22 protein-coding genes are annotated in these 23,244 nt (G+C 52.8%); 13 read left to right on the top strand and 9 right to left on the bottom strand.

Annotated features, from left to right (window positions below):
- The first annotated feature begins 60 nt into the window (after nucleotides 1-60).
- From D9597_RS07765 to D9597_RS07740, 6 genes are all read left to right on the top strand, one after another.
- Complete coding sequence (locus tag D9597_RS07765; protein WP_130222050.1) at nucleotides 61-3,342, top strand: DUF5107 domain-containing protein; 3,282 nt, start codon at nucleotides 61-63, stop codon at nucleotides 3,340-3,342.
- Nucleotides 3,343-3,438: 96 nt separating this feature from the next.
- Complete coding sequence (locus tag D9597_RS07760) at nucleotides 3,439-4,422, top strand: substrate-binding domain-containing protein (RefSeq protein WP_105268353.1); 984 nt, start codon at nucleotides 3,439-3,441, stop codon at nucleotides 4,420-4,422.
- A 22-nt stretch (nucleotides 4,423-4,444) separates the two neighbouring features.
- Nucleotides 4,445-5,956: a sugar ABC transporter ATP-binding protein gene (locus D9597_RS07755; RefSeq protein WP_130222049.1), complete on the top strand. Its 1,512-nt coding sequence runs from the start codon at nucleotides 4,445-4,447 to the stop codon at nucleotides 5,954-5,956.
- Nucleotides 5,957-5,980: 24 nt separating this feature from the next.
- The gene (locus tag D9597_RS07750; protein ID WP_001276664.1) at nucleotides 5,981-6,979 is read left to right on the top strand and encodes an ABC transporter permease; all 999 of its coding nucleotides are present in this window, start codon (nucleotides 5,981-5,983) and stop codon (nucleotides 6,977-6,979) included.
- 32 nt (nucleotides 6,980-7,011) lie between these two features.
- Nucleotides 7,012-8,106, top strand: a complete 1,095-nt coding sequence (locus D9597_RS07745; RefSeq protein ID WP_165383535.1) for a zinc-binding dehydrogenase — start codon at nucleotides 7,012-7,014, stop codon at nucleotides 8,104-8,106.
- Between the two features lie 11 nt (nucleotides 8,107-8,117).
- A complete protein-coding gene (locus D9597_RS07740) occupies nucleotides 8,118-8,990 on the top strand; it encodes an aldose 1-epimerase (protein ID WP_130222048.1) in 873 nt (290 codons plus the stop codon).
- Between the two features lie 159 nt (nucleotides 8,991-9,149).
- On the opposite strand, the gene D9597_RS07735 is transcribed toward D9597_RS07740, so the two are convergent.
- From D9597_RS07735 to hcaE, 6 genes are all read right to left on the bottom strand, one after another.
- The gene (locus D9597_RS07735; protein WP_001087245.1) at nucleotides 9,150-9,572 is read right to left on the bottom strand and encodes a DoxX family protein; all 423 of its coding nucleotides are present in this window, start codon (nucleotides 9,570-9,572) and stop codon (nucleotides 9,150-9,152) included.
- 96 nt (nucleotides 9,573-9,668) lie between these two features.
- Nucleotides 9,669-10,871 (bottom strand): phenylpropionate dioxygenase ferredoxin reductase subunit, encoded by a 1,203-nt coding sequence (gene hcaD, locus D9597_RS07730; protein WP_130222047.1) that lies wholly within the window; start codon nucleotides 10,869-10,871, stop codon nucleotides 9,669-9,671.
- A 9-nt stretch (nucleotides 10,872-10,880) separates the two neighbouring features.
- Nucleotides 10,881-11,693 carry a 3-phenylpropionate-dihydrodiol/cinnamic acid-dihydrodiol dehydrogenase gene (gene hcaB, locus D9597_RS07725; RefSeq protein WP_130222046.1) on the bottom strand — a complete coding sequence of 271 codons (813 nt, stop codon included), beginning with the start codon at nucleotides 11,691-11,693 and terminating at the stop codon, nucleotides 10,881-10,883.
- A complete protein-coding gene (locus D9597_RS07720; RefSeq protein ID WP_130222045.1) occupies nucleotides 11,690-12,010 on the bottom strand; it encodes a bifunctional 3-phenylpropionate/cinnamic acid dioxygenase ferredoxin subunit in 321 nt (106 codons plus the stop codon). The genes hcaB and D9597_RS07720 overlap by 4 nt, the downstream gene beginning before the upstream one ends.
- Entirely contained in the window at nucleotides 12,010-12,528 is a 519-nt protein-coding gene (gene hcaF, locus D9597_RS07715) for a 3-phenylpropionate/cinnamic acid dioxygenase subunit beta (RefSeq protein WP_130222044.1), read from the bottom strand. Before hcaF ends, D9597_RS07720 begins: the two co-directional genes overlap by 1 nt.
- The gene (gene hcaE, locus D9597_RS07710) at nucleotides 12,525-13,886 is read right to left on the bottom strand and encodes a 3-phenylpropionate/cinnamic acid dioxygenase subunit alpha (protein WP_130222043.1); all 1,362 of its coding nucleotides are present in this window, start codon (nucleotides 13,884-13,886) and stop codon (nucleotides 12,525-12,527) included. The genes hcaF and hcaE overlap by 4 nt, the downstream gene beginning before the upstream one ends.
- Nucleotides 13,887-14,021: 135 nt before the next feature.
- Between hcaE and hcaR the strand changes: the two genes are divergently transcribed.
- A complete protein-coding gene (gene hcaR, locus D9597_RS07705; protein WP_130214633.1) occupies nucleotides 14,022-14,912 on the top strand; it encodes a DNA-binding transcriptional regulator HcaR in 891 nt (296 codons plus the stop codon).
- Between the two features lie 159 nt (nucleotides 14,913-15,071).
- Entirely contained in the window at nucleotides 15,072-16,211 is a 1,140-nt protein-coding gene (locus tag D9597_RS07700; RefSeq protein WP_130222042.1) for a 3-phenylpropionate MFS transporter, read from the top strand.
- On the opposite strand, the gene csiE is transcribed toward D9597_RS07700, so the two are convergent.
- From csiE to suhB, 3 genes are all read right to left on the bottom strand, one after another.
- Nucleotides 16,203-17,483 (bottom strand): stationary phase inducible protein CsiE, encoded by a 1,281-nt coding sequence (gene csiE / locus D9597_RS07695; protein WP_130222041.1) that lies wholly within the window; start codon nucleotides 17,481-17,483, stop codon nucleotides 16,203-16,205. The two genes, D9597_RS07700 and csiE, sit on opposite strands and share 9 nt — an antisense overlap.
- Nucleotides 17,484-17,673: 190 nt before the next feature.
- Entirely contained in the window at nucleotides 17,674-18,528 is an 855-nt protein-coding gene (locus D9597_RS07690; protein ID WP_130222040.1) for an alpha/beta hydrolase, read from the bottom strand.
- Between the two features lie 144 nt (nucleotides 18,529-18,672).
- Entirely contained in the window at nucleotides 18,673-19,476 is an 804-nt protein-coding gene (gene suhB, locus D9597_RS07685) for an inositol-1-monophosphatase (RefSeq protein WP_000553451.1), read from the bottom strand.
- 118 nt (nucleotides 19,477-19,594) lie between these two features.
- Here suhB and trmJ point away from each other — a divergent pair, with 118 nt between their 5' ends.
- The 5 genes from trmJ (at nucleotide 19,595) to iscA (ending at nucleotide 23,176) form a co-directional block, all read left to right on the top strand.
- Nucleotides 19,595-20,335, top strand: coding sequence for a tRNA (cytosine(32)/uridine(32)-2'-O)-methyltransferase TrmJ (trmJ, locus tag D9597_RS07680; protein ID WP_000940019.1), 741 nt, complete (start codon nucleotides 19,595-19,597; stop codon nucleotides 20,333-20,335).
- Nucleotides 20,336-20,603: 268 nt separating this feature from the next.
- Nucleotides 20,604-21,092: a Fe-S cluster assembly transcriptional regulator IscR gene (gene iscR / locus D9597_RS07675; protein WP_001241354.1), complete on the top strand. Its 489-nt coding sequence runs from the start codon at nucleotides 20,604-20,606 to the stop codon at nucleotides 21,090-21,092.
- Nucleotides 21,093-21,207: 115 nt separating this feature from the next.
- Nucleotides 21,208-22,422, top strand: coding sequence for a cysteine desulfurase (gene iscS, locus D9597_RS07670; RefSeq protein WP_130222039.1), 1,215 nt, complete (start codon nucleotides 21,208-21,210; stop codon nucleotides 22,420-22,422).
- Nucleotides 22,423-22,449: 27 nt separating this feature from the next.
- Complete coding sequence (gene iscU, locus D9597_RS07665) at nucleotides 22,450-22,836, top strand: Fe-S cluster assembly scaffold IscU (protein ID WP_000331707.1); 387 nt, start codon at nucleotides 22,450-22,452, stop codon at nucleotides 22,834-22,836.
- Nucleotides 22,837-22,852: 16 nt separating this feature from the next.
- A complete protein-coding gene (iscA, locus tag D9597_RS07660) occupies nucleotides 22,853-23,176 on the top strand; it encodes an iron-sulfur cluster assembly protein IscA (protein WP_000028953.1) in 324 nt (107 codons plus the stop codon).
- Nucleotides 23,177-23,244: the final 68 nt, after the last annotated feature.

The raw sequence follows: 23,244 nt of genomic DNA, 5'->3' as shown, positions 1-23,244 counted from the left end.
TGTTCAATACACTGCCACAAATCTTTTAATTCAGTATGTCTTGTTAATATTGAGGGCACCATGACTCCAGTAAAAGTGTGGCAAGAGCGCGTTGAGATCCCGACCTATGAAACCGGTCCGCAGGATATACATCCCATGTTCCTGGAAAATCGCGTTTATCAGGGATCGTCCGGCGCGGTTTATCCCTATGGCGTGACCGATACGCTGAGCGAGCAGAAAACCCTGAAATCCTGGCAGGCGGTGTGGCTGGAAAACGACTACATCAAAGTGATGATCCTGCCGGAACTGGGCGGTCGTGTGCATCGCGCGTGGGATAAAGTGAAACAGCGCGATTTTGTCTATCACAATGAAGTCATTAAGCCGGCGTTGGTGGGGCTGCTGGGGCCGTGGATTTCGGGCGGGATTGAGTTTAACTGGCCACAACACCATCGCCCGACCACCTTTATGCCCGTTGATTTCACCCTCGAAGCCCATGACGACGGCGCACAGACGGTGTGGGTCGGTGAAACGGAGCCGATGCACGGTTTACAGGTGATGACTAGTTTCACACTGCGCCCTGACCGGGCGGCGCTGGAAATCGCCAGCCGCGTCTATAACGGCAACGCCACGCCGCGTCATTTCTTGTGGTGGGCCAACCCGGCAGTGAAAGGGGGTGAAGGGCATCAGAGCGTTTTCCCGCCGGATGTGACTGCGGTGTTTGATCACGGCAAACGGGCTGTTTCAGCTTTCCCTATCGCTACTGGCACTTATTATAAAGTGGACTACTCCGCCGGAGTGGACATTTCTCGCTATAAAAATGTGCCTGTTCCAACCTCATATATGGCCGAAAAATCGCAGTACGATTTTGTCGGTGCGTGGTGTCACGATGAAGATGGCGGTTTGCTGCACGTTGCCAACCACCATATTGCGCCAGGTAAAAAACAGTGGAGCTGGGGACACAGTGAATTTGGCCAGGCGTGGGATAAGAGTCTGACCGACAATAACGGCCCGTATATCGAACTGATGACCGGTATTTTTGCCGATAACCAGCCCGATTTTACCTGGCTTGATGCTTACGAAGAGAAGCGGTTCGAGCAGTATTTCCTGCCTTATCATTCTCTGGGCATGGTGCAAAATGCCTCCCGCGATGCGGTGATAAAACTCCAGCGTAGCGAGCGGGGGATTGAGTGGGGGCTGTATGCCATCTCCCCGTTGAGTGGATATCGTCTGGCGATCCGCGAAATCGGCAAATGCAACGCGTTGCTCGATGATGCCGTGGCCCTGACACCAGCGACCGCCATCCAGGGCGTGTTGCACGGTATCAATCCTGACAGACTGACTATCGAACTTTCCGATGCTGACGGCAATATTGTACTGAGTTATCAGGAACATCAGCCGCAAGAGTTGCCGTTGCCGGACGTTGCCAAAGCGCCACTGGCTGCACAAGACATTGCCAGTACAGATGAAGCCTGGTTTATCGGTCAGCATCTGGAGCAATATCATCACGCCAGTCGTTCACCGTTCGATTACTACCTGCGCGGCGTGGCGCTGGACCCGCTGGATTATCGCTGTAACCTGGCGCTGGCGATGCTGGAATATAACCGCGCAGATTTCCCGCAAGCGGTGGCGTATGCCAGTCAGGCGCTGAAACGCGCACATGCGCTGAACAAAAACCCGCAGTGTGGACAGGCAAGTTTGATTCGCGCCAGTGCTTACGAACGTCAGGGACAATATCAACAGGCCGAAGAGGATTTCTGGCGTGCGGTCTGGAGCGGCAATAGTAAAGCGGGCGGCTATTATGGTCTGGCACGGCTGGCGGCGCGCAATGGTAACTTCGACGCGGGTCTGGATTTTTGCCAACAAAGTCTTCGTGCCAGCCCAACCAACCAGGAAGTGCTTTGCCTGCATAACCTGCTGCTGGTGTTAAGTGGTCGTCAGGACAACGCGCGTTTGCAGCGCGAGAAACTGCTGCGTGATTATCCGCTGAACGCCACTCTGTGGTGGCTGAACTGGTTCGATGGTCGTAGCGAATCAGCCCTCGCGCAGTGGCGCGGTCTGTGTCAGGGACGCGACGTTAACGCCCTGATGACCGCCGGGCAACTGATTAACTGGGGAATGCCCGCCCTGGCGGCAGAGATGCTGAACGTACTGGACTGCCAGCGCACGCTTCCGCTTTACCTGCAAGCCAGCTTGCTGCCGAAAGCCGAACGCGGCGAACTGGTCGCAAAAGCCATTGATGTCTTCCCACAGTTTGTCCGTTTCCCGAATACGCTGGAAGAAGTGGCGGCGCTGGAGAGTATTGAAGAGTGCTGGTTTGCCCGTCATTTACTGGCCTGCTTCTATTACAACAAGCGTAGCTACAACAAAGCCATTACTTTATGGCTGCGTTGCGTAGAGATGTCACCGGAGTTTGCCGACGGCTGGCGCGGTTTGGCGATCCATGCGTGGAATAAGCAACACGATTATGAGCTGGCCGCGCGCTATCTTGATAATGCTTATCAGCTTGCGCCGCAGGATGCACGTCTGCTTTTCGAACGGGATTTGCTGGATAAGTTAAGCGGAGCCACACCGGAGAAACGACTGGCGCGTCTGGAAAATAATCTGGAAATTGCGCTGAAACGCGACGACATGACCGCAGAACTGCTCAATTTGTGGCATCTCACTGGTCAGGCCGACAAAGCGGCGGACATTCTCGCCACGCGCAAATTCCACCCGTGGGAAGGTGGGGAAGGGAAGGTCACCAGTCAGTTTATTCTCAACCAGTTATTACGCGCCTGGCAGCATCTTGATGCCAGAGAGCCGCAGCAGGCCAGCGAACTGCTTCATGCCGCGCTGCATTATCCGGAGAATTTAAGCGAAGGCCGTTTACCGGGGCAAACTGACAACGACATCTGGTTCTGGCAGGCGATATGCGCCAAAGCCCTGGGCGATGAAACTGAAGCGACGCGTTGTTTACGTCTGGCGGCGACCGGCGATCGCACCATTAACATCCACAGTTATTACAACGATCAGCCGGTTGATTATCTCTTCTGGCAAGGAATGGCGCTGCGACTGCTGGGCGAACAACACACCGCACAGCAACTGTTTAGTGAAATGAAACAGTGGGCGCAAGAGATGGCGAAAACCAGTATCGAAGCGGATTTCTTTGCCGTCTCGCAACCTGACTTGTTGTCGCTGTATGGCGATTTACAACAGCAGCATAAAGAAAAATGCCTGATGGTGGCGATGCTGGCGGCCGCGGGACTAGGGGAGATTGCGCACTATGAATCTGCTCGCGCTGAATTGACGGCGATTAATCCGGCCTGGCCGAAAGCGGCATTATTCACCACCGTGATGCCTTTTATTTTTAACCGCGTTCACTAAACCCTATTAACTGTAATATTTGAGCGGCACGCGCTGCCGCTCACGCTCAAATAATTAAAATAAGCCGTTGTAAATAAAAACCCTACAGGAGGCACTATGCCTAAAAAAATGAGAACAACCCGTAATCTATTATTAATGGCTACGCTATTAGGTAGCGCACTATTTGCCAACGCTGCGGATAAAGAAATGACCATTGGTGCAATATACCTTGATACCCAGGGATATTACGCTGGAGTGCGTCAGGGCGTTCAGGATGCGGCAAAAGATTCTTCAGTACAGGTACAGTTAATTGAAACTAACGCCCAGGGCGATATTTCGAAAGAAAGTACTTTTGTAGATACCCTCGTGGCGCGTAATGTCGATGCCATTATTTTATCGGCAGTGTCTGAAAATGGCAGTAGCCGTACCGTTCGTCGCGCCAGTGAAGCGGGTATTCCGGTGATTTGCTACAACACCTGTATTAATCAAAAGGGTGTCGATAAATATGTCTCGGCATATCTGGTTGGTGACCCGCTGGAATTTGGTAAAAAGCTGGGTAACGCTGCCGCCGATTATTTTATTGCCAACAAAATTGACCAGCCGAAAATTGCCGTCATCAATTGCGAAGCCTTTGAAGTTTGTGTGCAACGACGTAAAGGGTTTGAAGAAGTATTAAAAGCCCGCGTTCCCGGCGCGCAAATTGTCGCTAATCAGGAAGGGACTGTTTTAGATAAAGCGATTTCTGTCGGTGAAAAACTGATTATCTCCACGCCAGATCTCAACGCCATTATGGGGGAATCGGGCGGAGCGACACTCGGTGCGGTAAAAGCGGTGCGCAATCAAAATCAGGCCGGAAAAATTGCCGTTTTCGGTTCGGACATGACCACTGAAATTGCTCAGGAGCTGGAAAACAACCAGGTGCTGAAAGCGGTAGTGGATATTTCCGGTAAGAAAATGGGCAATGCTGTTTTCGCGCAAACATTGAAGGTTATCAATAAACAAGCCGACGGTGAAAAAGTGATTCAGGTGCCAATCGATCTTTATACCAAAACTGAAGACGGTAAACAGTGGCTGGCAACGCACGTTGATGGTCTGCCCTAATAGCTGATTCGCAGAGGTCCCTATGTTCACGGCAACAGAGGCAGTCCCGGTAGCAAAAGTGGTGGCAGGAAATAAGCGTTACCCCGGCGTCGTTGCGCTGGATAACGTTAACTTCACGCTCAATAAAGGCGAAGTTCGCGCGCTGTTAGGCAAAAACGGTGCGGGAAAATCGACCCTCATTCGAATGCTTACCGGTAGCGAACGTCCGGATAGCGGTGATATCTGGATTGGCGAGACGCGACTGGAAGGCGACGAAGCTACGCTGACTCGCCGTGCCGCTGAACTGGGAGTACGCGCGGTTTATCAGGAGTTAAGTCTGGTGGAAGGGCTGACGGTGGCAGAAAACCTCTGCCTTGGTCAATGGCCTCGCCGCAACGGCATGATTGATTACCTGCAAATGGCGCAGGATGCCCAACGTTGCTTACAGGCGCTGGGCGTTGACGTTAGTCCTGAACAACTTGTTTCAACGCTAAGCCCGGCGCAAAAGCAACTGGTGGAAATTGCGCGGGTGATGAAGGGCGAGCCGCGCGTGGTCATCCTTGATGAACCCACCAGCTCGCTTGCCAGTGCGGAAGTTGAACTGGTGATCAGCGCCGTGAAAAAAATGTCGGCACTGGGCGTGGCGGTGATTTACGTCAGCCACAGGATGGAGGAAATCCGCCGTATCGCTTCCTGTGCCACCGTCATGCGTGACGGGCAGGTGGCGGGCGATGTGATGCTCGAAAACACCTCAACTCGCCATATTGTGTCGTTGATGCTCGGACGCGATCACGTTGATATTGCACCGGTTGCAGCTCAGGAGATTGCGGACCAGACCGTACTGGAAGTTCGCGCGTTACGCCACAGACCAAAACTTACGGAGATCAGTTTTTCACTGCGTCGTGGCGAAGTGCTCGGCATTGCCGGCCTGCTGGGGGCAGGGCGCAGTGAATTGCTGAAAGCGATAGTTGGGCTGGAAGCGTATGAACAGGGCGAAATTGTTATCAACGGCGAGAAAATCACGTGCCCCGATTACGGCGACATGCTGAAACGCGGCATTGGCTATACGCCAGAAAACCGCAAAGAAGCGGGGATCATTCCCTGGCTGGGCGTTGACGAAAATACAGTGCTGACCAATCGGCAAAAAATCAGCGCCAACGGCGTACTGCAATGGTCCACCATCCGCCGCCTGACCGAAGAGGTGATGCAGCGGATGACGGTCAAGGCTGCCAGTAGCGAAACACCCATCGGCACGCTTTCTGGCGGTAATCAGCAAAAAGTGGTGATCGGTCGTTGGGTCTATGCCGCCAGCCAGATTTTGTTGCTCGACGAGCCAACGCGCGGCGTCGATATCGAAGCCAAACAGCAGATTTACCGTATTGTCCGCGAGCTGGCTGCCGAAGGAAAAAGCGTGGTGTTTATCTCCAGTGAAGTGGAGGAGTTACCGCTGGTGTGCGACCGCATTCTGTTGTTACAGCACGGTACGTTCTCGCAGGAGTTTCACTCTCCGGTCAATGTGGATGAGCTGATGTCCGCCATTCTGTCTGTGCACTGATGAATTTTACCGAGGAACCTGAAGATGTCTGCTTCGTCATTACCATTGCCGCAGGGCAAGAGCGTCTCGCTCAAACAATTTGTCAGTCGCCATATTAATGAGATCGGTTTGCTGGTGGTGATTGCCATTTTGTATCTGGTCTTCTCCCTGAACGCGCCTGGCTTTATCTCATTGAATAACCAAATGAACGTGCTGCGCGATGCCGCCACCATTGGGATCGCCGCCTGGGCGATGACGCTGATTATTATCTCCGGGGAAATTGATGTCAGCGTTGGGCCGATGGTGGCTTTTGTCTCGGTGTGCCTGGCATTTTTGCTGCAATTTGAAGTTCCGCTGGCGATTGCTTGTCTGCTGGTGTTGCTGTTAGGCGCGCTGATGGGAACGCTGGCCGGGGTGCTGCGCGGTGTGTTTAACGTACCAAGTTTCGTTGCCACGCTGGGGCTGTGGAGCGCCCTGCGCGGAATGGGGCTGTTTATGACTAACGCCCTGCCAGTGCCGATTGACGAAAACGAGGTACTGGACTGGCTGGGTGGACAATTTCTCGGAGTGCCGGTATCCGCGCTGATCATGATGGTGTTGTTTGCGCTGTTTGTGTTCATCAGTCGTAAAACCGCTTTCGGGCGCTCGGTTTTTGCCGTTGGCGGTAATGCTACGGCGGCGCAGTTGTGCGGCATCAACGTTCGTCGGGTGCGCATTCTTATCTTTACCCTTTCGGGATTATTAGCGGCGGTGACTGGCATTTTGCTGGCGGCGCGCCTCGGTTCTGGTAACGCAGGTGCGGCAAACGGTCTGGAGTTTGACGTCATCGCCGCGGTCGTGGTCGGCGGTACGGCACTTTCCGGCGGTCGCGGTTCCCTGTTCGGTACATTGCTTGGTGTGCTGGTGATTACGCTAATCGGTAACGGTCTGGTATTGCTCGGGATTAACTCCTTTTTCCAGCAGGTGGTACGCGGCGTCATTATCGTGGTGGCGGTGCTGGCGAATATCTTGCTGACCCAGCGAAGCAGTAAAGCGAAACGCTAAACCTTAACGCCCCTGGCGCGGGTGCGGCAGGGATGAAAATTAATCGTATTGTTAATGAGGGATTTATGAAAACGATGCTGGCAGCTTATTTACCAGGAAATTCGACCGTCGATCTGCGGGAAGTTGCGGTGCCGACGCCGGGGATTAACCAGGTACTGATCAAAATGAAATCCTCCGGGATTTGCGGAAGCGATGTCCACTATATCTACCATCAACACCGCGCCACGGCGGCGGCGCCCGATAAACCGTTATACCAGGGCTTTATCAACGGTCATGAGCCGTGCGGGCAAATTGTGGCGATGGGGCAAGGCTGTCGCCATTTTAAAGAGGGTGATCGCGTGCTGGTGTATCACATTTCTGGCTGTGGTTTTTGCCCGAACTGCCGCCGCGGCTTTCCTATCTCTTGTACTGGCAAAGGAAAAGCGGCTTACGGCTGGCAGCGTGACGGCGGTCATGCCGAATATCTGCTGGCGGAAGAAAAAGATCTGATCCTCCTGCCGGATGCGCTGAGCTACGAAGATGGTGCGTTTATCAGTTGCGGCGTTGGCACGGCCTATGAAGGGATTTTGCGCGGCGAAGTTTCCGGCAGCGATAACGTGCTGGTGGTCGGTCTGGGGCCGGTCGGCATGATGGCGATGATGCTGGCGAAAGGTCGCGGTGCAAAACGGATCATCGGCGTTGATATGCTGCCGGAACGTCTGGCGATGGCAAAACAGTTAGGAGTGATGGATCACGGGTATTTAGCGACCACCGAAGGTCTGCCGCAGATAATTGCTGAACTTACCCACGGTGGCGCGGATGTTGCGCTCGATTGTTCCGGTAATGCCGCAGGTCGCTTGCTGGCACTGCAATCCACTGCTGACTGGGGGCGGGTGGTTTACATTGGTGAAACCGGAAAAGTGGAATTCGAGGTCAGCGCCGATCTGATGCACCATCAACGGCGGATTATCGGCTCCTGGGTGACCAGTATGTTCCATATGGAAAAATGCGCCCACGATTTGACTGACTGGAAACTGTGGCCGCGTAACGCCATTACCCATCGCTTCACGCTGGAACAGGCAGGTGATGCCTATGCGCTGATGGCGAGCGGCAAATGCGGGAAAGTTGTGATTAACTTCCCGGATTAAGGAGTTAGCGGATGACCATCTATACCTTATCTCACGGGCCGCTAAAGCTGGACGTTTCTGACCAGGGCGGCGTAATCGAAGGCTTCTGGCGCGATACGACGCCGCTCTTACGTCTTGGTAAAAAAAGCGGAGTGGCAACCGATGCCTCTTGTTTTCCGCTGGTACCATTTGCAAACCGGGTGAGTGGCAACCGTTTTGTCTGGCAGGGGCGTGAGTATCAACTGCAACCGAATGTTGAGTGGGATACGCACTATCTACACGGCGATGGCTGGTTGGGCGAGTGGCAATGTGTCTCGCACAGCGATGATTGTTTGTGTCTGGTGTATGAACATCGCAGCGGTGTCTATCACTATCGGGTAAGTCAGGCGTTTCATTTAACAGCGGATACGCTGACGGTCACGCTCTCTGTCACCAATCAAGGGGCAGAGACGCTGCCATTTGGTACCGGCTGGCATCCTTATTTTCCGTTGTCGCCGCAAACGCGGATTCAGGCACAGGCGAATGGTTACTGGCTGGAGCGGGAGCAGTGGCTGGCGGGTGAGTTTTGCGAGCAGCTACCGCAGGAACTGGATTTCAACCAGCTCGCGCCATTGCCGCGCCAGTGGGTGAACAATGGTTTTGCCGGATGGAATGGTCAGGCCCGCATCGAGCAGCCGCTGGAGGGTTACGCCGTCATCATGGAAACGACGCCGCCTGCGCCGTGCTATTTCATCTTTGTCTCCGATCCCGCGTTTGATAAAGGGTATGCGTTTGATTTCTTCTGTCTGGAGCCGATGAGCCATGCGCCGGATGACCATCATCGCCCGGAAGGGGGGGACCTCATTGCGCTTGCACCAGGGGAATCAACAACCTCAGAGATGTCGTTGCGGGTAGAGTGGCTGTAATTTATAAAATGCCGGATGCACAGGCCTACAGGGTAATTTCGATTTTGTAGCACTCGGCGCACCATGCCTGATGCGACGCTTGCCGCGTCTTATCAGGCCTACAATTGGTGTTGGAGCGGTCGGCCGGATAAGGCGTTCACGCCGCATCCGGCATCTTTCCTAACGCCGATCGAGAGAAATTGCCCCCGGCCCGGTAATTGCCAGCAGCAGGAATGCGCCAGCAATGCTGATATTCTTCCAGAAATTAATCATATTTGGTCCAACCGCATCGCCGGTCATATCCCAGTAATGATGACCAATCACCGCCGTTCCCAGCGTGTAGAAAATAAACAGCACCGCCAGCGGACGGGTGAAAAAGCCAAGTATGATTAATATCGCGGCGGGTACTTCCATAATCACCGCAATAACTGCCGCCAGCATCGGCATCGGTGCGCCCAGCGAGGCCATATATTGTACCGTTCCGTCAAAGCCCATCATTTTGGGAAAACCAAAAATAATGAAAATTAAGATGACGGCGATACGGGCAATTAATAACAAAACGGGGCGGGCAGCACCAAAATCAAAATAACGTAGTGAGTTCATAACCAATCCCTTTGCAAGATAATGTGATTTAAACGTAATACACACTCTTGCACCTCGCCACGCCCCAGGCGTTGAGATATTCGCTAATTATCCTGGTTACAGTGATTTAAGGGCGATGTTCTCATCTGTCAGCCGTTTCGCATCAAACGTTTTACCGCTCTGGATCCATTTGCGGATTGAGCGAATCTCACGTCCCTCATTCAGCGTTACCGCGCCGATAAGCACACCGCTTTGCAGATTAAACCAAATCGCTTTCTGGGCTTCCGGGTTGCCACGACAAATCCAGTCATCGCCACGCATATTGCCAATAAACTGTAAGTTATCACTGTACTGATCGCTCCAGAACCACGGCGGCGGCAGTAGCGGAAGCGGTAGTCCCAACATTGCGGCTGCGGCAGTTTGCGCCTGGTTATTGGCGTTTTCCCAGCTTTCGCAGCGGTGCAGCAGACCATTATCAAGACGAGTGATTGCCACATCGCCACCGGCAAAGATCGCGGGATCGCTGGTGCGGCAAGCCTCGTCAATGACAATACCATTTACCGTATCAAGGTTGGCCTCACGTGCCAGGCGGTCGTTGGCGCTGATACCAATACCGTAAATCACTACATCGGCCTGAAGCGTTTCGCCGCTTTGCAACGTCAGCTCTACTTTCTCACCATCGACCACATGCTCAATGGCATTGTTGAGCAAGACGCGCACACCAGCCTGCTGATGGCGCTGCAAAAGATAGCGTTGCACGGGCGGCGGCGCATTGCGGCCCATGACGGTTGCTGCCAGTTCAATCACTGTCACCTTACAACCGCGCTGCGTGGCGCTGGCAGCCAGTTCCAGACCAATAGTTCCGGCACCGACAATCACGACTGACCCTTCGGGCTGCAGAACTTCTCGCAGTCTGGCGGCATCACCGGCATGGCGCAGGGTAAAGCAGCGTTCTCCCAGTGCATCAAGTAACGGCAGTGGTCGGGCTGCCGCGCCCGTTGCTATAAAAAGCTGATCCCAGTGCCAGCTTTCGCCGTTGGCTAACACTAACTGCCGTGTGTCGCGTCCCAATGTTTTGATGGTTACGCCAGAATGCAGATGAACGTTGTTTTCCTGCCACCAGATAGCGGGTAACACGGGCTGCAAGTGCGGGGAATCCTCCAGTAACATGGTTTTCGAGAGCGGTGGTCGTTCATAAGGAAGATGTTGCTCATCGGAAAACAGGTGCAGCTCACCGGTGAACCCTTGCTGGCGTAGCGAGGCCGCAGCCATTGACGCTGCTTGCCCGCCACCGACAATAATGATCGTTTTTTCTTTCATCGTGCTTCCTTAAAGATCCAGCCCAGCCGCTACGTGGCGAATGCCGCGAATCGCTAAACCCGCATCAGCGTTGATCATCACCCCGCTTAATGCGCGATTATTGCGCCGCGATGCCAACATCACATACGGACCCGTAAAATCCGCCGGTTGCGGGAAAAATTGCAGCGGTAAAATGGCGGCAATTTTCTCCGGCGTCAGAGACTGCATTATCGATGTTTCACTTTGCCCCAACGCCTGTGGGCCGCGCAGATCGCTGGCCATACCGCACGGGCCGACGCCATTCACCCGTACTTTCGGTGCCAGTTCATAAGCCAGTTGGCGAATAAGCCCGGTTGCGGCATGTTTACTGGCGGTGTACAGCGGGCCACCGCCGCCGGGGTACCAGGCGGCATTTGACAGTGTGAAAATTATGCTGCCTTCACTGGCGATTAACGCCGGAGCGCAGGCTTTTGCGCCCAGCAGATAACCGAGTACGTTGACGTTAAACAGTTCATGGAAGCCGGTTTCCAGCGCCTCCGCCGGGGTATTAACCAGTGAGGCATTGTGATCCCAGATGCCCGCATTGCCGATAAAACAATCCAGCTTGCCGGAACGGGTCAGGATCTGATCGACCGCGCGTTGATAATCGGCATAACAGGTCACGTTACCTTCCACCGCCAGAATATGTTCGCCAAATCGCTGACGCAGACTGGCGACCTTTGCCGCCGACAGTTCCAGCGTGGCAACCTGCGCGCCTTCCTCGATAAATCGCTCGACCAGCGCCAGGCCTAATCCCGAGCCGCCGCCGGTAATAAAAATGGATTCGTTGTGCAGATCGCTCATGGCTGCGCCCCCGGTAAGTCGATGAAGATGTCACCACCTTCAACGTGTACTGGATAAGTGGTTAGCGGATCGGTGGCGGGCAGGCATAACGCTTTCCCCGTTTTCAGGCAAAAACTGGCGGCGTGCAGTGGGCATTCCACCGTTGCGTCATCTTCCAGATACCCTTCTGACATCGACGCATTACCATGGCTGCAACGATCGTTAATGGCATAAAACTCGCCGCCGACGTTGAACAGGGCGATGACGGGTGAGGTATCGATCCGGAGAGACTCACCCTCCGGCACATCCGCAACGGGACACGCATAAATTCGATTCATCAGAACAGTACACTCAGGTTATGGGAGGAGATGACCGCTTGATCCAGGACGATATCCCGTTCCAGCAAGCGCCAGTTCCCGTCTTCCAGACGGCGAACTTTGTCGAAACGCGTTCCAACATAGAACGTTTCATCGCGCTCTTTTTGAGCCCGGTAGAGCAAATAATTCACCCGCACGGCAAATACGTTTGGTATGTCGGTTTCGCTTACCTGGCAGTTGCTGATTAAGTGGCGGGTGCGTGACGGCGGTTCTTCCGCCCAGGCCATGCCCGTTTCCAGACGGGCGATTCGCCGCTCCAGCTGGTCTTTGGTGTCATTAAAAATCCAGGTTGTCGGGGGCTGGACGCCTTTGCGGCGGTCGCGTGTTTGCGCGTTAACCGTGGTGCGCATGGTGTAACGAATTTCTTCGTCGAGCTGTGCCAGCCAGTCACGAAATTTCCAGTCATCCAGTAAGCTGGCTTCGTGAAAGAGAAACTGACTAATACGGTGATGTAACTCCAGCGAAACTAAGGCACTCATTTCATCACCTCCTGCTGGTAAGCGGCGGTTTTATCGAGCACGTCCTGCCAGCTTTCGCTGCTCAGGAGATCGGCCCAGCGTTGGTACATTCCACGTGCGGCCGTTTCTGAGAAGATATAGTTAGTAATACCTGGAATGCCGTCGTCGCGACGTTTTTCCTGACCGAGCCCCATCTCCAGACACAGTTTGCTGTTGCGGGCGCGGTGACCTTTCAGCAATTTCTGGATTTCACACCAGTTCTCCGAGTCATCCTGCTCGAGAAAACCAGCCGGACCAAAAGCGCGGGTGGCGCTGTTTTCAAAAGCGGCTTTAACTTCATCGGAGGCGGCTTTGTCGGTGATACAGAACGCCCACACTTCTACCTGGTCGGGGCCGCGCGGATGCCAGACGCGGAGCGTGGCAGTGCCGTTGAGCCAGGAAAGTGTCGGGAAGATGTTGTTATGACCTGCCAGGCGCAGGGCGCGAACTTCACCTAAACGTTGTTCCGCCTCGGCGTAGGTTTCGCGGTAATAGCTGGAAACTGCGCCATCAACCCAGACATTAGCATCCGGTTTTTCAGTAAAGAAGAAGCCGCTGCCGTGACCGTCCTGACCAAATTGCAGGGCATCTTTAGCGGTTTCCCATACCGGGCGAGCGGTTTGTCCATCGCCGAGGCGTTTATCACTGCCATCATCTTTTGCTCCTAATACCTGAACGGCAGAAGCGTGGCTGAACAGAGCGTGATATTGGTCGCTGGCGAATTGCTCCGCCGGGAATTTCCAGTTGCAGTTGATAACCCATTTCTGTACACCGCCGACAATTTCGGTGCCGCCTTCGCGACGATCCAGCATGCCATCCAGATACCAGGCAATGTCACCAAGGTAATCACGCAGGCCCGGTGCAGTGGTGTCCCAGTTGCCAAAAATCAACCCTTTATAACTTTCTACGCAGGGAACTTCGTTTAATCCCCAGTGGGATTTACACAGACCTTGCGGGTAGGCGCGAGATTCCAGCGGTACGTCGATCAATTCGCCGTTAATGCCGTAAGACCAGCCGTGATATGGGCAAGTGAAGGCGCGAGTATTGCCGCAATCGGCATAGCTCACGCGCATGGCCCGGTGGCGGCACTGGTTGAGAAACGCCTTAATGCTGCCGTCTTTCTGGCGCACCACGACAACCGCATCTTCCCCCATGTAGGTGTTAAAGAAATCACCAGGTTTTGGGATCTGGCTTTCATGGGCGAGAAATAGCCAGCAACGACCGAAAATGCGCTCAAGCTCCAGTTGGTAAATGTCCGGGTCGGTATAAATACGTGGAGTGACCCGACCGTTTTGGGTGTCAATCAGTTGGTAAATGTTCAAATCTGAGGGGGTGGTCATATTTTTTAATCCTGAAAGATAAGATGTATTGACCTTCTATTTTTGTGCCATAAGGATGTTGCTGGTTGGTTGCTTATATGTGAAATAGTTAATTTCTACCAACTGATACGTTTTTTCGATAACAAGGGGAAGGTGATGGAACTACGGCATTTACGCTATTTCGTCGCAGTAGCTCAGGCGCTGAACTTCACTCGTGCGGCGGAAAAACTGCATACATCACAACCTTCGTTAAGCAGCCAGATCCGCGATCTCGAAAACTGTGTCGGTGTTCCGTTACTGGTGAGGGATAAGCGCAAAGTCGCGTTGACGGCGGCGGGAGAATGTTTTCTCCAGGACGCGCAGGCGATTCTCGAACAAGCGGAAAATGCCAAACAACGGGCGCGGAAAATTGTTCAGGAAGATAAGCATTTGACTATCGGTTTTGTGCCATCGGCGGAAGTGAATTTACTGCCAAAAGTATTGCCCATGTTCCGACTGAAGCAGCCAGAAACCTTGATTGAGCTGGTGAGTTTAATTACCACGGAACAGGAAGAAAAAATTCGCCGTGGTGAACTGGACGTCGGCTTAATGCGCCATCCTGTTTATAGCCCGGAGATTGATTATCTGGAACTTTTTGACGAACCATTAGTGGTGGTTTTGCCGGTTGATCATCCTTTAGCACAAGAAAAAGAGATTACCGCCGCGCAGCTTAATGGCGTTAATTTCGTCAGTACCGATCCGGCGTATTCCGGCTCGCTTGCACCGATTGTTAAAACCTGGTTTGCGCAAGAAAACAGCCAGCCAAATATTGTGCAGGTGGCAACTAATATTCTGGTGACCATGAATCTGGTGGGGATGGGGTTGGGCGTCACTTTGATACCCGGTTATATGAATAATTTTAATACCGGGCAGGTTGTTTTTCGGCCAATTGCCGGAAATGTGCCTTCCATTGCTTTACTGATGGCGTGGAAGAAAGGGGGGATGAAACCGGCGTTACGTGATTTCATCGCCATTGTGCAGGAACGTTTGGCAAGCGTAACGGCATAATTACGCATTATTTTTGCAAGATACGTCGCAGGTCGCATCTTTTTGTCATTTCCTGATATGCATGACAATCGGCGGGAAGCGGACTCGAATTTTCTTATTTTTCAACTTGCACCAACATTCGATTAACTCCAGACTAACGCCTCCTGACGGGAGGGACTCATGGTTTTGCAATCCACGCGCTGGTTGGCGCTCGGTTATTTCACATACTTTTTTAGCTACGGTATTTTTCTACCTTTCTGGAGCGTCTGGCTTAAGGGAATTGGCTTAACGCCAGAAACCATCGGCCTGTTGTTGGGGGCCGGGCTGGTTGCCCGTTTTCTCGGTAGTTTGATAATTGCGCCTCGCGTCAGCGATCCTTCTCGCCTGATTTCTGCGCTGCGTGTGCTGGCGTTGCTGACGCTACTCTTTGCCATCGCCTTCTGGGCGGGTGCGCACGTGGCGTGGTTGATGGTGGTGATGGTTGGTTTTAACCTCTTTTTCTCACCGCTGGTACCGTTGACCGATGCACTGGCGAATACGTGGCAAAAGCAGTTCCCGCTTGATTATGGCAAAGTGCGACTTTGGGGCTCGGTGGCGTTTGTCATTGGCTCGGCGCTGACGGGCAAACTGGTCACTATGTTTGATTATCGGGTGATCCTCGCGCTGTTGACGTTGGGCGTGGCATCCATGCTGCTCGGCTTTCTTATCCGTCCGACGATTCAGCCACAGGGGGCAAGCCGTCAGCAGGAGAGCACGGGGTGGCCAGCGTGGCTGGCGCTGGTCCGCCAGAACTGGCGTTTTCTGGCCTGCGTTTGTTTATTGCAGGGGGCGCATGCGGCCTATTACGGTTTTAGCGCCATTTACTGGCAGGCAGCTGGCTACTCGGCTTCGGCGGTGGGCTATTTGTGGTCGCTGGGCGTGGTGGCGGAAGTCATTATCTTTGCGCTGAGTAATAAGCTTTTCCGCCGTTGTAGCGCCCGTGACATGTTGCTGATCTCGGCGGTATGCGGGGTAGTACGTTGGGGCATTATGGGGGCAACCACTGAGTTGCCGTGGTTGATTATGGTGCAAGTTCTGCATTGCGGCACCTTTACGGTGTGCCATCTGGCCGCTATGCGCTACATTGCCGCTCGTCAGGGAAGTGAGGTTATCCGCTTGCAGGCAGTTTATTCTGCCGTCGCGATGGGCGGCAGTATCGCCATCATGACCGTCTTCGCCGGTTTCCTGTATCAATATCTGGGGCATGGCGTGTTCTGGGTGATGGCATTGGTGGCGTTTCCGGCAGTGTTTTTGCGCCCGAAAGTCGTTCCCTCATGCTGATTCAAGTATTTTGCGGATCTGTTCCTGTTGATGTGCCGTCAGGGTCAGATCCGTATAAATAAGCGGTGGTGAAAAAAGCGGTAGTGGCATGGTATAAGGCGCAATAATAAGCGCGGTGTTGCGCGGCGCGCCAATCTGCAAAAATGTCTTCACAGACATGTGTTTAATATTGAGCGGCAGTATCGTTAGCTCACGCAATTGCAGCTCAATATTCGCTTCTCGTTCGCTGTCATTGCCCGTCAACAAAATAATCTGTTTTTCGTGAATTTCATTTGCCTGCATCAGCCATGCACCGAAAATCACTGCCACCAGACAACTTTCTTCATCGGAAAGACTGACGTTGTACTCATTTTCAAACCCGACCAGCGCTTCGCGGGTGGTGTGCACGAGCCGTGGATAAAGTCGACGGAACTCTTCCGGTAAAGTGTTATCAATGCCGATAGAAAACAAACAGCGGTTTAACGCCTGGGCGAGGTGAGTATAAAGCTGATAGCACAACCCCTGTTCATCATAGAAACGGACGTTACTCAACTGCCGAAAATGCTGTACCAGACGGTTAATTGACAGGCGCAACTGTTTGCCATGCTGATGGGTGTCTCGCAGTGGATCGGGAACCCGCAACAGGGAAAAAAGTAATGCCATAAATAGTGGCTCATCAGTGGGGACAGGTTGACGCGCCCGCCGTTGCCAGTGGCGGCCAATTTCCTGTGCAACCTGAAATTCAATGCAAGATTCCAACCAGTGACGTTGCAGCGGGTTAAACAGGGGCGAGATTCCGGCATGGTGTTGCAATAAGCAATATTGCAGATACAAACACAGGAAATGAACATCACGCGCATCAAAGTGTTTTTGCAGCCTTCGCGAGCAGAGATTAACTAACGCCAGTAGATTGGTGTCGTCATAAAAATTACGAGCAATCCCCCGACGCTTTAGCTCCCCCTTTAACGCGGGCGTAAAATGGCTGCTGATAAATGACGGACAAAGGCGAAAAGCGCGTCGTAGCCAATGAAATAAACATAAGCGTTGGTTAAGTATTGTACCTTCAATCCGGTAGCTCCCGTCATATCCAGTTGTAATGGTGAGTTGATGATAGCGCTGGATCTCCCGTCCTGTTTCGCTGATATCGCGACCCACCATTTCATCATCCACACCATTAATCTCGCTGAAAGTTGCCGTGGTGGCGCTCAACCCCGGCTGGAACAGCGTCAGCAATACCTGGCAACGGCGCTGGGGAGCTGAAAGTACAGATGGTGGGGCAAGTGTAGGTATCATCTGTAGATCTCCCATAAGCATAATTTATAAGAATAGCTAAAGTTTGCTTAGGGATACGGTGAATGGAATGCTATTAATCAGAAATGATGACAAACATCACAGAATTTTTATCGATATAAACACTTTTTGGCAGTTTAATGCCATCCCATAAGGTGATTTCTTGCTGTTTTATCTGGTTTCGACCATAAGGTTAATTCTGTGGATTCAATGCGCTAAGGATAAAGTCCACCATCTGCTCGCGATAAACGTCTCCGTGACGATCGGAAAAGGCATCAAGATGTTCGCCATCGGGGATCAAAATCAGGCGTTTTGGCTCTTTCGCCAGGGCAAATAATTTCTCGCTATGCTGCCATGGAATGACATGATCAGCTTTGCCGTGAATCAGTAAAAGCGGGATCGGGCTGACGCTGGCGATGTAATTTTCGCCGCTGTAACTCTCATCAAGTAAGTAGCCGCTGCCGGGTATCATCTGGTTGGCGATGGTCGAATAAGAGGCAAATGTGGAGTCGAGGATCACCGCACGTATGCCCTCGCGATCTCCTAACCCAATAACGTCAAGAATATTCGCCCCGCCAATACTCTGCCCGAACAGCACCAGCCGCTTGGGGTTTACATCGCTACGATGGCGTACCACATTAATGGCACTTTGCGTATCGTCCAGTAATCCGGCTTGTGATGGCATGCCTTTAGATTTACCAAACCCGCGATAATCAAACATAAAAACATTGAAATTATGTTCTGGTAACCAACTGACCAGCGGCCAGTGGGCGGACATATTCCCGGCATTGCCATGAGCATGAATGATGGTTGCGATGGCGTTGTCAGCGGGGCCCGTCGAAGAAGGAATAAACCAGCCTTGCAGACGAGTACCGTCCTTAGCCGTAAATTCGACGGATTCCGCCGACCAGGGGTCGGGACCGTAAATTTTATCGTCAGGATAATAGAAGAAGTTGATGGCAACGCGCGGCACTAAATAAACGCAGAAGGCAACAACAAAGAGAATAAACAGAATTTTGAGAACGCGTTTGTTCACTGGCAGCGCCATAACCTTTCCTTGCGACTTCTTTATCATCCATTAATCGGGGAAAGATGGTGGGAGAGTGACGAAAGAAAGTAAAGCGGTGAGGAAGTATTTCGGAATAGCGCCTGAAAGGCGAGGGCGGGTGAGTGATATCACCCGCCAGAGTCATTAACGCTTCAGAGCGTCGCTTAACTCATCACGCATGTTCGCAAGCATGGCTTTAACAACGCGCGGGTTACCAGCAACGATGTTACCGGTCAGCATATAGTTATGACCACCGGTGAAGTCGCTGACGATGCCGCCCGCTTCACGAACCAGCAGCTCGCCTGCCGCGAAATCCCACGGGCGCAGACCGATTTCAAAGAAACCGTCAACACGGCCCGCAGCAACGTAAGCCAGATCCAGCGCCGCAGAACCGGTACGACGGAAGTCTGCACATTCGTTGAACAGTTTGCCGACGATGTTGATGTAGGTGGTGGCGTACTGTTTTGCTTTGAACGGGAAGCCGGTCGCCAGAATAGTACCGTCGAGATCGCGAGCGGTGCTGCCGCGCAGACGGTAGCCGTTCAGCTGTGCGCCCTGACCGCGAGTGGCGGTGAACAGTTCGTTACGCATAGGATCGTAAACCACAGCAACTTCGGTGCGGCCTTTGATACGAACGGCGATAGATACCGCGAAGTGCGGCAGACGTTTGATAAAGTTGGTAGTGCCATCCAGTGGATCGATAACCCATTGAACATCCTGATCAGTACCTTCAAGTTCACCGCTTTCTTCGGTGATGATGGTGTGCTGTGGGTAAGATTTACGAATCGTGTCGATAATCACCGCTTCGGCAGCTTTATCTACGTTGGTCACGAAATCGTTACTGCCTTTCTGGCTCGCTTCTACAGCGTCCGGGGTTTCATAGTTTTTGGCAATTAAATTACCCGCCTTGCGCGCTGCGCGCACGGCGATGTTCAGCATCGGATGCATCGGTCTCTCTCACTGGATGTTAAAGAACGGGAAAACGGCGCAGAGTATAGCAGCGAGATCGGCATCTGTCTTCGTTTTATGTTAAGATGCGCGAATAATCTTTAGACGAAGAAAGACAATGCTGCAAAATATTCGAATTGTGCTGGTGGAGACGTCACACACCGGCAATATGGGTTCTGTTGCCCGTGCCATGAAAACAATGGGATTAACCAATCTGTGGCTGGTTAATCCACTGGTGAAACCCGACTCCCAGGCGATTGCCCTGGCGGCAGGCGCCAGCGATGTGATTGGTAATGCTCACATCGTCGATACGCTCGACGAAGCATTAGCCGGTTGTAGCCTGGTGGTTGGCACCAGTGCACGTTCTCGCACGTTGCCGTGGCCGATGCTCGACCCGCGCGAATGCGGTCTGAAAAGCGTCGCTGAAGCGGCAAATACCCCGGTGGCGCTGGTTTTTGGTCGCGAACGTGTCGGCCTGACCAATGAAGAGTTGCAGAAGTGCCATTATCATGTCGCGATTGCCGCTAACCCGGAATACAGCTCGCTGAACCTGGCGATGGCGGTTCAGGTTATTGCCTATGAAGTGCGCATGGCCTGGCTGGCAACGCAGGAAAATGGCGAGCAGGTCGAGCATGAAGAGACGCCGTATCCGCTGGTCGATGATCTGGAGCGTTTTTATGGTCATCTCGAACAAACGCTGCTGGCAACCGGTTTTATCCGTGAAAACCATCCGGGGCAGGTGATGAATAAATTGCGCCGTCTGTTTACCCGTGCGCGCCCGGAAAGCCAGGAATTGAATATCCTGCGCGGGATTCTGGCTTCTATAGAGCAGCAGAATAAAGGTAACAAGGCCGAATAACAGTGATTGCCTGATGCGACGCTTAACGCGTCTTATCAGGCCTGGAAGTGCACGTAATCGTGGGTCGGATAAGGCGTTCACGCCGCATCTGACAACAGGTACAAACGCCACGATAAAAAATGGCACTGAAGGTTAAATACCTGACTAAATCAGTCAAGTAAATAGTTGACCAAATTACTCGGGAATGTCAGACTTGACCCTGCTATGCAATACCCCCACTTTTACAATAAAAACCCCGGGCAGGGGCGAGTTTGAGGTGAAGTAAGACATGAGACTGACATCTAAAGGGCGCTATGCCGTGACCGCAATGCTTGACGTTGCGCTCAACTCCGAAGCAGGCCCGGTACCGTTGGCTGATATTTCCGAACGACAGGGAATTTCCCTTTCTTATCTGGAACAACTGTTTTCCCGTCTGCGTAAAAATGGTCTGGTTTCCAGCGTACGTGGACCAGGCGGTGGTTATCTGTTAGGCAAAGACGCCAGCAGCATTGCCGTTGGCGAAGTGATTAGCGCCGTTGACGAATCTGTAGATGCCACCCGTTGTCAGGGTAAAGGCGGCTGTCAGGGCGGGGATAAATGCCTGACCCACGCGCTGTGGCGTGATTTGAGCGACCGTCTCACCGGTTTTCTCAACAACATTACTTTAGGCGAACTGGTTAATAACCAGGAAGTGTTGGATGTGTCTGGTCGTCAGCATACTCACGACGCGCCACGCAGCAATCGTAACGATGCAATTGATGTTAAGTTGCGCGCATAAAAGATAAAAAGTATTCAGAATCAGGCCGGGGCGTATCGCGCTCCGTAAACACGGTCGTACATCCAGCCGGTAGCCTGGTTCCTTGCATTGAGTGATGTACGGAGTTTATAGAGCAATGAAATTACCGATTTATCTCGACTACTCCGCAACCACGCCGGTGGACCCGCGTGTTGCCGAGAAAATGATGCAGTTTATGACGATGGACGGAACCTTTGGTAACCCGGCCTCCCGTTCTCACCGTTTCGGCTGGCAGGCTGAAGAAGCGGTAGATATCGCCCGTAATCAGATTGCCGATCTGGTCGGCGCTGACCCGCGTGAAATCGTCTTTACCTCTGGTGCAACCGAATCTGACAACCTGGCGATCAAAGGTGCAGCCAACTTTTATCAGAAAAAAGGCAAGCACATCATCACCAGCAAAACCGAACACAAAGCGGTACTGGATACCTGCCGTCAGCTGGAGCGCGAAGGTTTTGAAGTCACCTACCTGGCACCGCAGCGTAACGGCATTATCGACCTGAAAGAACTTGAAGCAGCGATGCGTGACGACACCATCCTTGTTTCTATCATGCACGTGAATAACGAAATCGGCGTGGTGCAGGATATCGCGGCTATCGGCGAAATGTGCCGTGCTCGTGGCATTATCTATCACGTTGATGCAACCCAGAGCGTGGGCAAACTGCCTATCGATCTGAGCCAGTTGAAAGTTGACCTGATGTCTTTCTCCGGCCACAAAATTTATGGCCCGAAAGGTATCGGTGCGCTGTATGTGCGTCGTAAACCACGCGTACGCATCGAAGCGCAAATGCACGGCGGCGGTCACGAGCGCGGTATGCGTTCCGGCACTCTGCCTGTTCACCAGATCGTCGGTATGGGCGAAGCCTATCGCATCGCAAAAGACGAGATGGCGACCGAGATGGAACGTCTGCGCGGCCTGCGTAACCGTCTGTGGAACGGCATCAAAGATATCGAAGAAGTTTACCTGAACGGTGACCTGGAACACGGTGCGCCGAACATTCTCAACGTCAGCTTCAACTACGTTGAAGGTGAGTCGCTGATTATGGCGCTGAAAGACCTCGCAGTTTCTTCAGGTTCCGCCTGTACGTCAGCAAGCCTCGAACCGTCCTACGTGCTGCGCGCGCTGGGGCTGAACGACGAGCTGGCACATAGCTCTATCCGTTTCTCTTTAGGTCGTTTTACTACTGAAGAAGAGATCGACTACACCATCGAGTTAGTTCGTAAATCCATCGGTCGTCTGCGTGACCTTTCTCCGCTGTGGGAAATGTACAAGCAGGGCGTGGATCTGAACAGCATCGAATGGGCTCATCATTAATCGGTATCGGAATCAGGAGAATTTATAATGGCTTACAGCGAAAAAGTTATCGACCATTACGAGAATCCGCGTAACGTGGGTTCCTTTGACAACAACGACGAGAACGTCGGCAGCGGCATGGTGGGTGCACCGGCCTGTGGCGACGTGATGAAGTTGCAGATTAAAGTCAACGATGAAGGTATCATTGAAGACGCGCGTTTTAAAACTTACGGCTGCGGTTCTGCTATCGCTTCCAGCTCCCTGGTCACCGAATGGGTGAAAGGGAAGTCTCTCGACGAAGCGCAGGCGATCAAAAACACCGATATTGCTGAAGAACTTGAACTGCCGCCGGTGAAAATTCACTGTTCTATTCTGGCAGAAGACGCGATCAAAGCCGCCATTGCGGACTATAAAAGCAAACGTGAAGCAAAATAAGAGTTGAGGTTTGGTTATGTCGATTACACTGAGCGACAGTGCAGCAGCGCGAGTAAATACCTTTCTGGCTAACCGCGGCAAAGGGTTTGGCCTGCGTCTGGGCGTGAGAACCTCCGGATGTTCAGGTATGGCTTATGTACTGGAATTTGTTGACGAACCGACGCCGGAAGACATCGTGTTTGAAGACAAAGGCGTGAAAGTCGTGGTCGATGGCAAAAGCCTGCAATTTCTGGACGGTACGCAGCTGGACTTCGTAAAAGAAGGCCTGAACGAAGGGTTTAAATTCACCAACCCGAACGTTAAAGATGAGTGTGGTTGCGGCGAAAGCTTCCACGTCTAATGCGCATACCGATAACCCCACCGTGGTCGCCTGCGCGTGGGGTTTGTTTTACCTGATTCGCCGTTATC

It is taken from the genome of Escherichia sp. E13S3 (assembly GCF_004212325.1).
Lineage (GTDB): Bacteria > Pseudomonadota > Gammaproteobacteria > Enterobacterales > Enterobacteriaceae > Escherichia.
The sequence above is the reverse complement of the archived record's forward strand: the minus strand, read 5'-3'. Positions and strand labels throughout refer to the sequence as shown.

Excerpts from the sequence above, each read along its gene's own strand:
- csiE (WP_130222041.1), bottom strand. The coding sequence starts at position 17,483 with ATGATACCTACACTTGCCCCACCATCTGTACTTTCAGCTCCCCAGCGC.
- D9597_RS07700 (WP_130222042.1), top strand. The coding sequence starts at position 15,072 with ATGGTTTTGCAATCCACGCGCTGGTTGGCGCTCGGTTATTTCACATAC.
- hcaR (WP_130214633.1), top strand. The coding sequence starts at position 14,022 with ATGGAACTACGGCATTTACGCTATTTCGTCGCAGTAGCTCAGGCGCTG.
- hcaD (WP_130222047.1), bottom strand. The coding sequence starts at position 10,871 with ATGAAAGAAAAAACGATCATTATTGTCGGTGGCGGGCAAGCAGCGTCA.
- hcaE (WP_130222043.1), bottom strand. The coding sequence starts at position 13,886 with ATGACCACCCCCTCAGATTTGAACATTTACCAACTGATTGACACCCAA.
- hcaF (WP_130222044.1), bottom strand. The coding sequence starts at position 12,528 with ATGAGTGCCTTAGTTTCGCTGGAGTTACATCACCGTATTAGTCAGTTT.
- hcaB (WP_130222046.1), bottom strand. The coding sequence starts at position 11,693 with ATGAGCGATCTGCACAACGAATCCATTTTTATTACCGGCGGCGGCTCG.
- iscU (WP_000331707.1), top strand. The coding sequence starts at position 22,450 with ATGGCTTACAGCGAAAAAGTTATCGACCATTACGAGAATCCGCGTAAC.
- D9597_RS07745 (WP_165383535.1), top strand. The coding sequence starts at position 7,012 with ATGAAAATTAATCGTATTGTTAATGAGGGATTTATGAAAACGATGCTG.
- D9597_RS07720 (WP_130222045.1), bottom strand. The coding sequence starts at position 12,010 with ATGAATCGAATTTATGCGTGTCCCGTTGCGGATGTGCCGGAGGGTGAG.
- D9597_RS07765 (WP_130222050.1), top strand. The coding sequence starts at position 61 with ATGACTCCAGTAAAAGTGTGGCAAGAGCGCGTTGAGATCCCGACCTAT.
- trmJ (WP_000940019.1), top strand. The coding sequence starts at position 19,595 with ATGCTGCAAAATATTCGAATTGTGCTGGTGGAGACGTCACACACCGGC.
- iscA (WP_000028953.1), top strand. The coding sequence starts at position 22,853 with ATGTCGATTACACTGAGCGACAGTGCAGCAGCGCGAGTAAATACCTTT.
- D9597_RS07740 (WP_130222048.1), top strand. The coding sequence starts at position 8,118 with ATGACCATCTATACCTTATCTCACGGGCCGCTAAAGCTGGACGTTTCT.
- D9597_RS07690 (WP_130222040.1), bottom strand. The coding sequence starts at position 18,528 with ATGGCGCTGCCAGTGAACAAACGCGTTCTCAAAATTCTGTTTATTCTC.
- iscS (WP_130222039.1), top strand. The coding sequence starts at position 21,208 with ATGAAATTACCGATTTATCTCGACTACTCCGCAACCACGCCGGTGGAC.
- iscR (WP_001241354.1), top strand. The coding sequence starts at position 20,604 with ATGAGACTGACATCTAAAGGGCGCTATGCCGTGACCGCAATGCTTGAC.
- suhB (WP_000553451.1), bottom strand. The coding sequence starts at position 19,476 with ATGCATCCGATGCTGAACATCGCCGTGCGCGCAGCGCGCAAGGCGGGT.
- D9597_RS07750 (WP_001276664.1), top strand. The coding sequence starts at position 5,981 with ATGTCTGCTTCGTCATTACCATTGCCGCAGGGCAAGAGCGTCTCGCTC.
- D9597_RS07760 (WP_105268353.1), top strand. The coding sequence starts at position 3,439 with ATGCCTAAAAAAATGAGAACAACCCGTAATCTATTATTAATGGCTACG.
- D9597_RS07755 (WP_130222049.1), top strand. The coding sequence starts at position 4,445 with ATGTTCACGGCAACAGAGGCAGTCCCGGTAGCAAAAGTGGTGGCAGGA.
- D9597_RS07735 (WP_001087245.1), bottom strand. The coding sequence starts at position 9,572 with ATGAACTCACTACGTTATTTTGATTTTGGTGCTGCCCGCCCCGTTTTG.